This is a genomic window from Paraniabella aurantiaca, from assembly GCF_050309965.1.
Classification (GTDB): domain Bacteria; phylum Bacteroidota; class Bacteroidia; order Chitinophagales; family Chitinophagaceae; genus Niabella.
In genome coordinates this window covers 3,290,363-3,303,372 of sequence record NZ_JBLOSY010000001.1, presented here as the reverse complement: position 1 = coordinate 3,303,372, position 13,010 = coordinate 3,290,363, and the positions used below count along the sequence as shown (strand labels likewise).

14 protein-coding genes and 2 tRNA genes are annotated in these 13,010 nt (G+C 40.8%); 9 read left to right on the top strand and 7 right to left on the bottom strand.

Annotation, left to right across the window (positions count from 1 at the left end):
* The first annotated feature begins 258 nt into the window (after positions 1-258).
* The 3 genes from ACLOAU_RS14385 to ACLOAU_RS14375 are packed head-to-tail and all read left to right on the top strand — an operon-like array spanning position 259 to position 2,497.
* Complete coding sequence (locus tag ACLOAU_RS14385; RefSeq protein ID WP_427862567.1) at positions 259-621, top strand: hypothetical protein; 363 nt, start codon at positions 259-261, stop codon at positions 619-621.
* A 5-nt stretch (positions 622-626) separates the two neighbouring features.
* Positions 627-974: a hypothetical protein gene (locus ACLOAU_RS14380; protein ID WP_427862566.1), complete on the top strand. Its 348-nt coding sequence runs from the start codon at positions 627-629 to the stop codon at positions 972-974.
* Positions 974-2,497 (top strand): recombinase family protein, encoded by a 1,524-nt coding sequence (locus tag ACLOAU_RS14375; protein ID WP_427862565.1) that lies wholly within the window; start codon positions 974-976, stop codon positions 2,495-2,497. The genes ACLOAU_RS14380 and ACLOAU_RS14375 overlap by 1 nt, the downstream gene beginning before the upstream one ends.
* Here the strand turns inward: ACLOAU_RS14375 and ACLOAU_RS14370 are convergent.
* From ACLOAU_RS14370 to ACLOAU_RS14350, 5 genes are all read right to left on the bottom strand, one after another.
* A tRNA-Leu gene (locus tag ACLOAU_RS14370) sits at positions 2,479-2,564 on the bottom strand. The genes ACLOAU_RS14375 and ACLOAU_RS14370 overlap by 19 nt on opposite strands.
* A gap of 48 nt (positions 2,565-2,612) precedes the next feature.
* Positions 2,613-2,685, bottom strand: a tRNA-Gly gene (locus ACLOAU_RS14365).
* Between the two features lie 94 nt (positions 2,686-2,779).
* Positions 2,780-3,019 carry a hypothetical protein gene (locus ACLOAU_RS14360; protein WP_427862564.1) on the bottom strand — a complete coding sequence of 80 codons (240 nt, stop codon included), beginning with the start codon at positions 3,017-3,019 and terminating at the stop codon, positions 2,780-2,782.
* 68 nt (positions 3,020-3,087) lie between these two features.
* Complete coding sequence (locus ACLOAU_RS14355) at positions 3,088-4,125, bottom strand: glycosyltransferase family 2 protein (RefSeq protein ID WP_427862563.1); 1,038 nt, start codon at positions 4,123-4,125, stop codon at positions 3,088-3,090.
* Positions 4,126-4,158: 33 nt separating this feature from the next.
* Positions 4,159-4,398: a uroporphyrinogen decarboxylase gene (locus ACLOAU_RS14350; protein WP_427862562.1), complete on the bottom strand. Its 240-nt coding sequence runs from the start codon at positions 4,396-4,398 to the stop codon at positions 4,159-4,161.
* 107 nt (positions 4,399-4,505) lie between these two features.
* Between ACLOAU_RS14350 and ACLOAU_RS14345 the strand changes: the two genes are divergently transcribed.
* From ACLOAU_RS14345 to ACLOAU_RS14335, 3 genes are all read left to right on the top strand, one after another.
* Positions 4,506-4,937, top strand: coding sequence for an SPOR domain-containing protein (locus ACLOAU_RS14345; RefSeq protein WP_427862561.1), 432 nt, complete (start codon positions 4,506-4,508; stop codon positions 4,935-4,937).
* 124 nt (positions 4,938-5,061) lie between these two features.
* Positions 5,062-5,925 (top strand): mechanosensitive ion channel family protein, encoded by an 864-nt coding sequence (locus tag ACLOAU_RS14340; protein ID WP_427862560.1) that lies wholly within the window; start codon positions 5,062-5,064, stop codon positions 5,923-5,925.
* A 93-nt stretch (positions 5,926-6,018) separates the two neighbouring features.
* Complete coding sequence (locus ACLOAU_RS14335) at positions 6,019-7,197, top strand: M20 metallopeptidase family protein (protein ID WP_427862559.1); 1,179 nt, start codon at positions 6,019-6,021, stop codon at positions 7,195-7,197.
* Positions 7,198-7,512: 315 nt separating this feature from the next.
* Here ACLOAU_RS14335 and ACLOAU_RS14330 read toward each other — a convergent pair whose 3' ends face one another.
* Complete coding sequence (locus tag ACLOAU_RS14330; RefSeq protein WP_427862558.1) at positions 7,513-9,006, bottom strand: S41 family peptidase; 1,494 nt, start codon at positions 9,004-9,006, stop codon at positions 7,513-7,515.
* A gap of 117 nt (positions 9,007-9,123) precedes the next feature.
* Between ACLOAU_RS14330 and rfaE1 the strand changes: the two genes are divergently transcribed.
* The 3 genes from rfaE1 (at position 9,124) to ACLOAU_RS14315 (ending at position 11,639) form a co-directional block, all read left to right on the top strand.
* A complete protein-coding gene (gene rfaE1, locus ACLOAU_RS14325; protein WP_427862557.1) occupies positions 9,124-10,110 on the top strand; it encodes a D-glycero-beta-D-manno-heptose-7-phosphate kinase in 987 nt (328 codons plus the stop codon).
* A complete protein-coding gene (gene rfaE2 / locus ACLOAU_RS14320; protein WP_427862556.1) occupies positions 10,097-10,600 on the top strand; it encodes a D-glycero-beta-D-manno-heptose 1-phosphate adenylyltransferase in 504 nt (167 codons plus the stop codon). The genes rfaE1 and rfaE2 overlap by 14 nt, the downstream gene beginning before the upstream one ends.
* Positions 10,601-10,661: 61 nt before the next feature.
* The gene (locus ACLOAU_RS14315; protein ID WP_427862555.1) at positions 10,662-11,639 is read left to right on the top strand and encodes a glycosyltransferase family 9 protein; all 978 of its coding nucleotides are present in this window, start codon (positions 10,662-10,664) and stop codon (positions 11,637-11,639) included.
* A gap of 78 nt (positions 11,640-11,717) precedes the next feature.
* On the opposite strand, the gene ACLOAU_RS14310 is transcribed toward ACLOAU_RS14315, so the two are convergent.
* Entirely contained in the window at positions 11,718-12,953 is a 1,236-nt protein-coding gene (locus ACLOAU_RS14310) for an MFS transporter (protein ID WP_427862554.1), read from the bottom strand.
* Positions 12,954-13,010: the final 57 nt, after the last annotated feature.

Sequence of the window (13,010 nt, the reverse complement as noted above, 5' to 3'; positions counted from 1 at the left end):
AGAAACCAAAGTTGGGGAAACGAGAAGTTGGTCTACTGGATGCTCATTTACGAGCAACAATTCAAGCGACCCTAATAATCCTTTGAGAGGTACATTTACGAGCAAAGGATTGCCCTGTAGTGGATGCGACTATCCTCCAATTCATAAAATGCTTTCAAATCAAGGATTCCAAATTCATAAATCAAATGGGCAAATAATCATTAGCGGTAGAGAATGTATCAGTTCCGGATGTGAAGTATTATACTACAAAATAAAAAAATGATGCCAGTAGCAACTACAGACTACCGGGAAGAAATACGCTCTCGTTTTTTAATGGCAGTACGTATGATTCTTGCAGCCAGGGTAAATGGTGTCAAAACTATAAGCCAGCTTGCCCCTATGATTGGCTCGTTACAGCAAAATATTTCCCAGATGGAAAATTCAGCGCCAGGAGAAGGCCGGTTTCCAACTTTAGAGCAAGTGGCGCGGATTTGTAAGACATTTAATTTTTCAGCAGAATGGATGATGCTGGGAAAAGGCAACATGGAAAATACAGCTGAACTCAACGATAAGGTTGCTGTACATGAAGATCGATTGGATCGCATTGAGTTGGCTATCGAAAAATTGGTAAAGAAAAAATAGGTTATATGAAAATAAAAGAATTTGTAAAGGAGGTTCTAATCGAAATAGCTCATGGAGTGAATGATGCGTCTGAAGATTTAAAAGATATGGACGTTCTGATTAATCCGCGAACTCATCAATCGCATGACATCATTTACAAAAGTTCTGATGATTTCCATAAGGCCCGGAGAATTCAGAACATAGAATTCGACATTTCCGTTTCAATTGATGATAAATCGGAAGACAGGAAAGGGGTTAGTGTTGTAGCCGGTGTTTTTGGAATAGGTGCCGCTAATAAAGATTCATTACAGAACATATCTTACCATAAAGTAAAATTCACAGTTCCTATTTCATTACCAGTTTTTGAAAAATAATGGAAGATTCAGCAGCCTACATACGAATCAGTGACGAGGGACAAAGCCGCTTTTCCCTTACCTCCCAGGAAAAAGACGTGAAGGCGTATTGCACCCTGCATGGCCTCAATCTGATGCGCATTTTTACCGATGATGGGCAAAGTGCCTTTACTTTCAACAGGAAAGAATGGAAAGAGCTGGAAAAATACCTGAAGGAAAACAAGAATATTAAATACCTCATCATTCCGCATTTGGACCGCTTCAGCCGTGGTGAATTAGTCAATAGTTTGACTAAGCTGGAAGACATCGAAAAGCGGCTTAAAATAAATGTACGTACCATCAGCGATCCCATAGATCTGGACACTGAAGATATTGGCGTGCAGATGAAGCGCGTCATGGAACTTCTAATGAGTAATTATGAGTGGAAGCGGATAAAAAAAAGAACCACTGACGGCATTTACACAGCACTTTCGCAGGGTCGTTATATCAGCAAAGCGCCGGTAGGATACCTCAACAGCAAAGGATCTGATGACAAACCATTGCTAAGAATAGATGAGGCCCGGGCACCAGTGATCAGGCAAATATTTGATCTGTATAATAACGGCCTGGAATTGGAAGAGGTGCGCCAATTAGTAAAGACAGATGGCTTCAGCCAAAAGGGCCGTAGTGCTGTTCGCAGGATCCTTGAAAACCCGGTTTATGCCGGCCTGATCCGGGTGCCTAAAAACGGCAAAACGCCCGAAAAGCTGGTTAAGGGTATTCATGAAGGGATAGTGTCGGAACTTGAATTCTGGAACGCTCATAGCCGCCTGAACGCGCGTACAACGGTTGCACAAAAACACGATGATGTTTACCTCCGTGGCATATTGCATTGCCATTGTGGTAAGGTAATGACAGCCGGTAAGTCGAAAGGAAAACTGAAGCATTACTGGTATTACTTCTGCAACGAACACCGTGTAAATTTCAACGCTGATAAAATTCACAAAATCTTTGATGAGACATTAACGGAGCTTTCCTTCTCTAAATCATTTTCTCAAAAACTATCAGCCAAACTACAACAACAGTTTGACAATGCCACAAAAAGTAAGGATAGTGATTTAACCAAGTACAAAAAAGATCTGCAGGTTATGCAGCAAAAGATTGCAACCGTTGAAGAACGCTACCTGATGCAGTCAGATATGAATCCGGAAACCTTCAAAAAGGTAATAGGTGAATTAAAACAGCAGGAAGGAAACCTTTTAGAAAATATATCGGAGCTGGAAGTATCAAATGATCAACTGCAGACTATCTTAAATGAGGTTATTCCGCAACTATCCGACCTTAAAAAGCTATTCCACGATTTGCCACTGGAAACGAAGCATTTGTTTTTGGATATGGTGTTCAATAAGTCTCTTCTGCTTGAAAAATCAGGTTTTCGAACACTTTACCTCAATCCTTTATTTTCTCACAATTCATTCAGCCTCAACAAAAAAGGGTTGCTCAAAATTGAACAACCCTCATCGAGTTTGGGACTTAGTCCCGTTAGTGCCCCAGGCGGGACTTGAACCCGCACGGACATTGCTGCCCACAGGATTTTAAGTCCTGCGTGTCTACCAATTCCACCACCAGGGCTGACGGAATTCGTCAAAAAAAGTCCTCCCTTTCGAGAGGACTTTTCAGAGCGGAAGACCGGGCTCGAACCGGCCACCCCGACCTTGGCAAGGTCGTGCTCTACCAAATGAGCTACTTCCGCTTATAAAGAACTTTTGTTTTTGTGTTACTGTATTTCGTAACGGGATGCAAAAATAAGAGGTTTGTTTTAAATAACAAAATAATTTTCAAAAAAATTATTTGTATTTCGGAGTATACAAAGTACTCTCCTGGATTTGCACTTTTGGCTTCTCAAACTTCTTAGTATACAGCCTGTAGCAACCACCCCAGGTCATCAAAAAAAAGCAGGCAATACTTAAGTAAAAGATATATGCAGAAGCTCTAACCCAGCTTTGGCCAAAGTCCTTTTTTTCATAGTTCTGTAAACTCTCCTGGTATTCCTGTTCTTTTATTTTTTCTACATCAAGTGGTTCCATGTAATAATAATGTTGTGCTGCAAAAATAAAGGAAACAACCTAAAATAAGCAAGCATTTAATTCATTTTTTAACGGCTGCCGTAATTGTCTTTTACTATCTCCGAAAACTTGTTCTTACCTTTTGCAAAGTGAGACCAGATCAGGCATTGGCGAAGATAACCGCTAAGCGCTGCCGTTCTGTTTTTAGGAAACACACTTTTCTTTCGATCTGCAATGATCCATTTCGCAAAAGAAAGATGTGCGCTGAATACCGCTACAAAGTAGCCCCCATCCCCCTTTAGCAAACTTTTAAACGCAGACACAGCATCCAGAAAGAACCGGGCGAACAAAACATACCCCTTTCGTAATCCATGCATATTTTTATAGATCATGATATTGTTATTACGAAAGTTCAAATAAGTCTTTAAAGAATTGCCTTTGGGCAACGTACCGCCGCCTACATGATAAACAACAGCCGAGGGGCAACTGTAAATACTATACCCTAATAACTGTATCCGCCAGCAGAGATCAATTTCCTCCTGGTGTGCAAAAAAGTAATTATCAAACCCCCCGGCCTCATGAAAAACCTGCACCCTGATGAAGAGCGCAGCCCCGCTAGCCCAAAATATAGGAACACTTGTATCATATTGCCCCTGATCTTCTTCCGAAACATCAAATATCCGCCCCATCGCAAACGGGTAGCCATAATGGTCCAGCCAGCCACCGGCTGCACCTGCATATTCAAAAAAAGACGGATGATGATACGATAATAGTTTAGGCTGACAGGCCGCCCGTTGTTGGTCCTGCTCCAAAAGGTCCACCATTGGTTCTATCCACCCAGGCGTAACTTTTACATCAGAGTTCAATAGCAGGTAATAATCTGCTTCCACCTGCTGAAGTGCAAGGTTATATCCTTTAGCGAATCCATAATTCTCAGGAAGCCGGATGATTTCTATGAAGGAGTAGTGTTGTTGTAAAAAACTCAGGGAATCATCTGTTGAGTTATTATCGGCTACAATGATCCTGTAATTGTTATAAGTAGACAAGAGTAGATGGGGTAGAAATTCTTCGAGGTATTTCTTACCGTTCCAATTTAAAATAACTATTGCTACTGATGGATGCTGCATGCTGTTGGGCGACAAAAATAGGAACTTGTCAACTTACAGTTTATGTTGCGGCTCGTTTTTCTTGTTAAAAAACAAATGATACAGTTGAATAAGGGCTATCAAACCATTGCTTATAATAATCGGCCATTTCAGCCCAAGCAATACACCATACACAACAAATACCAGACAGGCAAAAAAGTTAATTATCCGTATATATCGCACATTTCGAGGTAAAAAAGAAATAACCAGAAATACGGTAGCCAGGTATCCTACTATTTCGGTACTATCGTTCATAAACTAAGAGTTTTAGCTTTATAGCCCAACTTAAAACAAGTTATGCTAATTTTGCGGGCAACGTTTTATCTAAAAAACTAATCTAAGAAAAATAAATAGATTTAGTCATGAAAACTCTTTTATTCGTATCTCTTCTTTTTTGGGCAACCGGTTTGTTTGGACAAACAACGGGCGGTGTGAATGTTTATAAAGATCCCCGTATTGATGTGCTGCTGAAAAAACAGGCAGAAACCAATGATCTTTCAACCCGTAATACATCCAAACGCCGTACAGCAAGAGGTTACCGGTTATTGGTTGTTAGCAGCAACAACCGTGGAGAAGCGTTAGCGGCGCGTACCAAAATCCTGACCAACTTCCCCGAGTTAAAAGCCTATATGTGGTATCAATCGCCTTACTATAAAGTAAAGGCCGGCAATTTTACTTCCAGGAATGAAGCTGAAGCATACCAGAAAAGGATGTCTTCTATGTTTCCGGGCAATATCTTTATTATGAATGATACGGTTGAAGTAAAACCAGAAGAAGCCGACGCGCAGGATTAGACTGTGCTGTGGAGTTGAAAACCCGCATGCTGACGCAAAAGTTATGTGTACAGCGATCGTACCAACAGTTTATTTGCTCAAAAACCAATTGCGACCTCTGAAGTTGTAATGATAGTATATTGCAATGAACCAACAAGAATCTAAGACCGCAAGACCTGCTCCTTATTTTATTATTAAAATCGTTATCTCTCTAATACTATTTGCGGTTAATGTTTACCTCCCCTACTTACAGCAACACAAATGGATCACCCAGCTGATCAATGGTGCCTGGACCTTTCTTCTACCCAGCACTGTTGTGTCTGTCATCCGGTTTATTTTGATTTCATTTTACAATACAAGGCATGCTAAAAAAACAGTAAGAGGAAATTTTGTACTGGGGATCAGCCAGCTTACCGCTATATTGAATGTTGCCTTTTTCCTGCTGGCCTTTATGGTGGGCCTCGGTATTAATCCGGTAGAATTTCTAACCAGCATGACTATTGTGGCCATGGCGATAGCAGTTACCTTCCGGGATTATATCACTAACATGATCAGTGGTTTACTCATTATGTTTTCAGAACAACTCTCTATCGGCGACAGGATCAGAATAGGAAACGAAAAAGGCAGGATAGAAGATATTACCTTGTCCAACATTGTATTAAAAAACGAGGAAGATGATATTGTGATGGTGCCCAATAATTTCTTTTATACGCAACCTATTACCAACCTGTCGGTTCACCGGTCTAAATTTTTCTATGTCAAATTTGAGCTGCCCCTAAATATCGCTCATCACTCAGACGAACTGGAAGCAGATCTGCAGGATTTGCTTAGAACACATCCCGAACTGGAAAAGGAGAATGAAGTAAAGCTATCGGTAGAGCAAATCGGAAAAGACTTTGTGAAATTTAAAATGGAACTGGTAGCTATTAGCAGCAGCGACAGGTTGCACCGGCAAATAGAAAACGATGCACTTAAAAGAATCCTCCTGTTCAAGCATAAATACGATTAGGGCTTTTATATTCAACCATTGTCATTTTTTATTTTAAGAGATCAGGCAACAGCTATATTAAACAAACATTAAATTTTTCTGTACGTTTGTGACATGGTTGAAAAAATACAATCGCTGGCAAAACAGTATGCGCCTGAATTTATACAGGTAAGACGCCACCTGCATGCGAATCCCGAACTAAGTTACCAGGAATTTAAAACTGCCGAATTCGTAAAGAGTCAGTTAGCCGCTTTAGCCATTCCCTTTGAAACCAAAGCACAAACCGGGGTAATAGGATTGATCAAAGGCAAGAATCCCGATAAAAAAATAATTGCACTAAGGGCTGATATGGATGCACTTCCTATTCTGGAAGCTAATGATGTTTCTTACAAATCGCTGCATGAAGGGGTAATGCATGCCTGTGGTCATGATGTGCATACTACCTGTCTTTTGGGAGCAGCTAAAATTTTAAGTGAACTCAAAGATGAGTGGGAAGGTACAGTTAAACTCATTTTTCAACCCGGAGAAGAAAAGAACCCCGGAGGCGCCAGCCTGCTTATCAAAGAAGGTGTGTTAGAAAACCCCAGGCCCGATGCTATATTGGGATTACATGTGCACCCGGGGCTGGCTACAGGTAAAGTGAGCTTTAGAGCAGGTAAAGTAATGGCCAGTGCAGATGAGCTATACTTTACGGTTAAAGGAAAAGGCGGACATGCCGCTGCCCCACAATCTGCTGTAGACCCGATACTCATTGCATCGCATTTGGTAATTGCCTTGCAACAGGTAATCAGCCGCAGAAAAAACCCGCTGAACCCTTCAGTATTATCAATAACCGCTTTCAACGCCGGTACAACCACTAACGTTATTCCGGGTGAAGTGAAGCTGATGGGCACTTTTAGGGCTATGGATGAAGAATGGCGTTTTGAAGCGCACGAAATAATAAGAACTATTTCACACAACCTCGTTGCTGCAATGGGTGGTGAGCTGGATCTGCATATCGACGTGGGTTATCCTAATGTATTTAATAACGAGGCTTTAACAACGGAAGCAAAACAAAAGGCCATTGACTTTTTAGGAACTCATTATGTAGAGGAGACTGAAATAAGAATGGGTGCAGAAGATTTCGGCTACTACACACAAAAAATTCCAGGCTGCTTTTATCGCCTGGGTGTGATGAGTGATCCTGCTAACATCAGGAATGTACACACTCCTACTTTCGATATCAATGAAAACGCCATTGAAACAGGCATGGGCATGATGGCCTGGCTGGCTGTGTCAGTTGATACACATTAGCCAACCTTTTGAAAAATTCAAGCATCTGGTATAAAAGGACAAAAATGAAAAATTTATTATTGGCTGTACTATTTTCGACTGCGGGTTTGGTTATGCATGCACAAACGGGTAAGGATTCCGTTAAAAGTGCCAGGGATTTTATTATAGAGAATGAAAATAGAAGAACCACTCGTCCGAATATAGTAAACCCTGAAGTAAAAAAATTAATGCCCCAGAATGATTCCGTTGTATTAGCTAATCAAAAAACAGAGAAAGCTAAAAATTGCTGCAATGGTTCCTGTTGCAAAAAAAAGAAGCCCAGAAAAAAAATATACGTTAATTACCTCTGCCTGGGAATAGCATATTATCCTTTAAATTTTGCTTGCGTAAGCGCTCTATAGGCATCAAGCTTTGAACAGAACGAGCAGTAGTTTGCGACTCGGATTTAGCAGCAACCATTCCGCCATCTATCAACGTAATAGCGGCAGCAGTGCAATCTTCAGTAATATCTCCCCAGTTTTTGTCAACGCCATCATATACTTTATAATCAGGGGTAAAGCCATTGTAAGAAACCGAATCATTTAAACTGTTGCGTGTCATAAAAGACACTGTCCAAAACGTAACTTTTTTAAATAAATCTATCGGGAAAAAACCAACAGGTTTTCCGCGTGTATTTTTATCACCGATAATAACAAGGTTACTTCCTAATACCGGTTTCAAACTGTTAATAAATAATTCACTTGATGAGGCAGTCATACTGCTCACAATAACATAAACTTTGGGTATATTCAGTGAGGTAGATGTATTAAAATTAACAGTGAGGTACTGATTTCCCGTAAGTGAGAATTGCGATACAGAAGGATATCTGGTTTTTAACACATTAAAATTACCCGCCTGCAAATTAGTATTATAATAATACTTATACATAACACTACCATTCGCCGAATTTGGTGCAATATGATTGGTTAAATAATCCTGTGTTTGAGTATAGCCGCCATTATTACAGCGCATGTCCATAATAATAGAAGATACCGACTGATTTTTAAATGATTGAAATACTCCATCCAGCTCAGACTGGCTGTCTGATAGTTTGTCAAAGTTTTTGTATACCAAATAACCCGCTTTTCTACCGCCGGGAGTTGATAAAACTGTTGAGTATAAAACTGATTTGATTGTATGGGAATTATCGCTAATAGTAATTTTTAAAGTATCTCCGTTAGCTTTTACAAATTGTGCCTCAACAGATTTTAATGTTTCGTATGCAAACATATTATTTAGGATATCTATGGAGGCCTGCGTGTACCCCAAAGTTGTACCATTTACCTTTGCTAATTTCATACCACGTAGCACGCCTTTCTGCCCTGCGTCAGAATTAGGGTAAACATAATTCACATACCACCCTGAAAAATCGGCGGGACGATAAGACGGCGTAACCGATCTGTTATTCCATGCGTCTTTTACGTCAAATCCGTAACCGGTTTCTGTGGCAGCCGAACTTATGTCGCCCCCACTATAGGCTTCAGCATAGCTGTACTTTTTTTGCTGATCGTATGTATTATAAGTACGGATGGTTGCCATAACCGACTCAGCCGTTTTCAACGGGTCGCCCGTTGTAACATATTGCCTAGGATTGAAAGCATCATAAGTTACTGACCCTATTTTATCTTGCCAGTAATACATCTCCTTGGAAAATAAAAAAATGGAATCTGCAATCAATTGCTCTGTTGTAGCAACAGGTCCTGTTGGTGTAGGATCAGGATCAGGTTTAACCGGATCTTTCTTACAGGAAAAGATGCTAATCGCAATAAAACACACCATCAATATTCTCATATATGAATTTATAAGTATAAAATTAACTTTTCCTTTGAACCCAAAAATATTTTTATCTTTTATTTATGAGTTGAGGCTTTTAGCAAAAACGCTATTTTAGCGATCTATTTTCAATACATGATCAATAAAGAAGAAGTATTCACGCTCCGGGGAGCTAAAAGTCAGCCCAATATCCTCGTTATTGGAGACATCATGGCAGATCGCTATATATGGGGGGCGGCCAGTCGTATCTCGCCGGAAGCGCCTGTGCCCGTAGTGAATGTGAAAAATGAAACGGTTACATTAGGAGGGGCCGCTAACGTGGCCCAAAACCTTTTCAAACTCAATGCGAAAGTGTCCATCTGCGGTGTAACGGGTAACGATCCCATTGCTTTAACTGTATTAAATCTTTTAAAACACGGGAAAATTGATGCATCGGGTATTGTTGCAGATAAATCGAGACCCACTACATTAAAAACGCGTATCATGGCTGGCAATCACCAATTGCTACGTGTAGACAGGGAAACGACTGCCGATATCCAGGAGCACATTGAAACACGATTGCTAAATAAAATAGAGGCAAAACTCAGGCATACTGATATAATATTACTTTCTGACTATAATAAAGGCCTGCTCACTTATAATTTCACGCAAAAGCTATTGCAGCTATGCCAGGCTAACGGTAAAAAAGTAATGGTTGACCCTAAAGGCCTGCATTATGAGAAATATACAGGTGCCTGGCTGATCAAACCTAACAAAAGAGAACTGGCGGAGGCCACGGTTACAGAAAAAATAGAAACGAATGAGCAATTGATTAAAGCTGCACGTAAGCTTATTTCAAAAACCAAATCACAATACCTGGTAGTAACCCGCTCAGAAGAAGGCCTGTCGCTGATATCAAAAAAATCGCACCACGACTTCCCGGTGAAAGCCAGGGAAGTATTTGATGTAACCGGCGCTGGAGATACTGTGTTTGCTTCATTGGGGTATTTTGTGGCATGTGGCCTGGACCTGGCTACGGCCTGTGAACTGGCGAATTATGCTGCAGCTATTGCCGTAAGTAAAGTAGGAAGCGTAGCAGTAACTATTGATGAAATACTATCTTTAATCAATGAGCACGAATAACCCGGTTGAAGCCGTTGTTGAAAGCAAAATTCTTTCCCTGGAAGATGCTGTAACCTTACGTAACAAGTGGAAAGGCGAGAAACAAAAAGTTGTTTTTACAAACGGCGTTTTTGACATCCTGCACGCAGGTCATGTAAAGTCGCTCACCAATGCAAGAGCTAATGGCGACAAACTGATTATTGGCTTAAATGCCGATGCTTCGGTAAAAAGACTAAAAGGCGACGCACGCCCTGTTATCGGTGAACGGGACAGGGCCATTCTTTTAGCCGCATTACAGTTTGTAGACCTGGTGGTTTTATTTCATGACAACACCCCTATTAAGCTGATCGAAGCGTTATTACCCGATGTACTGGTGAAATCTGCAGACTACAATATTGAAACCATTGTAGGCGCTAAAGAAGTAGTAGCTAATGGTGGCGAAGTAAAGATCATGCCTTTTGTGCAGGGGCTATCCACCACTGCTATCATTAATAAAATAAAGAATGAATAAATGCAATAATCCGGTATCCAACATCAAGTATCTAACATCAACATACTAATTTCTATATCCTTTGTCACCCTCCTTAAAAATATTGGTCATCCGCTTTAGCTCGCTCGGCGATGTTATTTATACAACTCCCGTTGTTCGCTGCCTGAAACAGCAACTACCTGGAGTTGAGGTTCATTTCATAACGAAGCCTCAGTTCAAATATATTTATGAGGGCAACCCTTATCTGGACAAACTACTGTTATTAAAAGAAAAGCTGAACGACACTATTGCTGAAATCAAAGCTGAAAGATATGACTGTATTATCGACCTGCACAGCAATCTGAGAACACGTATCATCAAGCTAAGAACAGGGATCAAATCTTATACCTATAATAAGCAAACCATACGTAAATGGCTAAGTCTTAAATTAAGAAAGCAGTTAGTTCCACCAGTACACCTGGTAGACCGGTATTTGAAAGCTGCAGCTCCTTTAGGTATTGTCAACGATAATAAGCCGATCGATTATTTTGTAAAAACTAATCACGACATTGCTACCCTTTTGCCTGCTACGCATCGCAACGGCTATATAGGGTTTATTATCGGGGCCGCCCATTTTACCAAGCGTATGCCGAATGAGAAGATCATCTCTATATGCAGGCAGTTGAATCGCCCTGTAGTATTACTGGGAGGAAATGATGTAAAGGAAAACGGAGCAGTAGTTGCAGCTGCTGTTGGTAAAAACGTCTATAATGCCTGTGGTGCAACCAGTCTCGACGAATCAGTTTTCCTGGTATCAGAAGCCGAATCGATCATTGGTTTTGATACGGGGCTTACACATATAGCAGAAGCATTTAATAAACCCATTGCCTCTATCTGGGGTAGCACCGTTCCGGAACTGCTGGGTGTTCAGCCTTATAAAATTGACAAAGTACTTATTTCGGGTGTTAGCCTCAGCTGCCGTCCCTGCTCCAAATATGGGTTAGCCAAATGCCCGCTGAACCATTTTAAATGCATGAACGATATCAACGAAAAAGAAATAGTTGATTTTTGTAACGAATAGCTGCGTGATGCTGGATACTGGATAATGGCCTCTGGATGCTGGCATCGTGTGCCAGGCATCGCCTATCCAGCATCTAATTTACGCTTCCTCATAATTCAGATCTTTATGAAAGGTTTCTTTAGAGGTAAGAACTGCGATAGTGCATATTGCAAAAACAATTGCACAGGTGTAAATTCCTCCATTTATATAACCTACACCCGGCAAGCTTCTCAAAAACTGGAAGAGCATTAGCATTAGCGGCACCGTTCCTCTTACCATGTTGGGGATAGTGGTAGCAGCCGTTGCGCGTAGATTGGTGCCAAATTGTTCTGCTCCTATCGTCACAAAAATGGCCCAGAATCCCGATCCGAAACCTAAGGCAGCACATAAGAAATACATCAAAGAGGCGCTGCCATTCCACTGTAGCGTAAAATACAACACCATAAATAAAGCAGTAATAGCATAAAAAACATATAACGCTTTTTTCCGGCTTTTCAGCCCCTGGCTCACCAGTCCTATAGTTACATCACCAACGGCTAAACCCGCGTAAGCGAACATAATAGACTTACCCGGGTCTATCTCTTCCATGATTCCAAACTCTTTTGCAAACTCTTTACTGAAAGTAATAAGAATACCAATCACCAGCCAGGTAGGAACACCTATCAAAATACTTTGTACATAGCGCGTTAACCTTTCGCGACTATTTAACAACATAAAAATCCTTCCGCGCTTTACATCCTTTGTTTTCATTTTCTGGAACATACCGGACTCCAATACGGAAACACGGAGCAATAATAAACCAAGACCTAAACCTCCCCCTATAAAATAACAGGTGCGCCAATGAAAATTTTCTTTTATAAAGAATGCGACTACTGCCCCTGTTATACCAAAACCTGCAACAAGTGAAGTGGCTATTCCACGTTTTTCTTTGGGCAATAACTCTGCAACTAATGTTATGCCTGCACCCAATTCCCCCGCCAGGCCAATACCTGCCACAAACCGGATCCATTTATATTGTTCTACAGTTTGTACAAAACCATTGGCAATATTTCCCAACGAATACAATAATATCGAACCAAACAACACGCTCGATCTTCCTTTTTTATCACCGATAATTCCCCACACGATACCCCCCAGCATCAATCCAAACATTTGCCAGGAAAGAATGCTCTCACCATCGGTAGTGATCTGATCAGCCGTTAATCCCATCTCTTTTAGGCTGGGGATACGGATTATGCCGAAAAGCAACAGGTCGTATATATCTACAAAATAACCTAATGCGGCTACTACAACCGTCAGGTTAAAAATGGAAACAGGTTTATGATCAGGCTGCATCGTTAGTTTTTTTATAATTATTTAGTCGCTTAGAAAGCACCCACTTTTTCAATACAA

Bases quoted from the DNA above. Each gene is read 5' to 3' on its own strand.
- ACLOAU_RS14310 (WP_427862554.1), bottom strand. From the start codon at position 12,953: ATGCAGCCTGATCATAAACCTGTTTCCATTTTTAACCTGACGGTTGTA.
- ACLOAU_RS14380 (WP_427862566.1), top strand. From the start codon at position 627: ATGAAAATAAAAGAATTTGTAAAGGAGGTTCTAATCGAAATAGCTCAT.
- ACLOAU_RS14335 (WP_427862559.1), top strand. From the start codon at position 6,019: ATGGTTGAAAAAATACAATCGCTGGCAAAACAGTATGCGCCTGAATTT.
- ACLOAU_RS14340 (WP_427862560.1), top strand. From the start codon at position 5,062: ATGAACCAACAAGAATCTAAGACCGCAAGACCTGCTCCTTATTTTATT.
- ACLOAU_RS14385 (WP_427862567.1), top strand. From the start codon at position 259: ATGATGCCAGTAGCAACTACAGACTACCGGGAAGAAATACGCTCTCGT.
- ACLOAU_RS14355 (WP_427862563.1), bottom strand. From the start codon at position 4,125: ATGCAGCATCCATCAGTAGCAATAGTTATTTTAAATTGGAACGGTAAG.
- ACLOAU_RS14330 (WP_427862558.1), bottom strand. From the start codon at position 9,006: ATGAGAATATTGATGGTGTGTTTTATTGCGATTAGCATCTTTTCCTGT.
- ACLOAU_RS14350 (WP_427862562.1), bottom strand. From the start codon at position 4,398: ATGAACGATAGTACCGAAATAGTAGGATACCTGGCTACCGTATTTCTG.
- ACLOAU_RS14345 (WP_427862561.1), top strand. From the start codon at position 4,506: ATGAAAACTCTTTTATTCGTATCTCTTCTTTTTTGGGCAACCGGTTTG.
- ACLOAU_RS14375 (WP_427862565.1), top strand. From the start codon at position 974: ATGGAAGATTCAGCAGCCTACATACGAATCAGTGACGAGGGACAAAGC.
- rfaE1 (WP_427862557.1), top strand. From the start codon at position 9,124: ATGATCAATAAAGAAGAAGTATTCACGCTCCGGGGAGCTAAAAGTCAG.
- ACLOAU_RS14360 (WP_427862564.1), bottom strand. From the start codon at position 3,019: ATGGAACCACTTGATGTAGAAAAAATAAAAGAACAGGAATACCAGGAG.
- rfaE2 (WP_427862556.1), top strand. From the start codon at position 10,097: ATGAGCACGAATAACCCGGTTGAAGCCGTTGTTGAAAGCAAAATTCTT.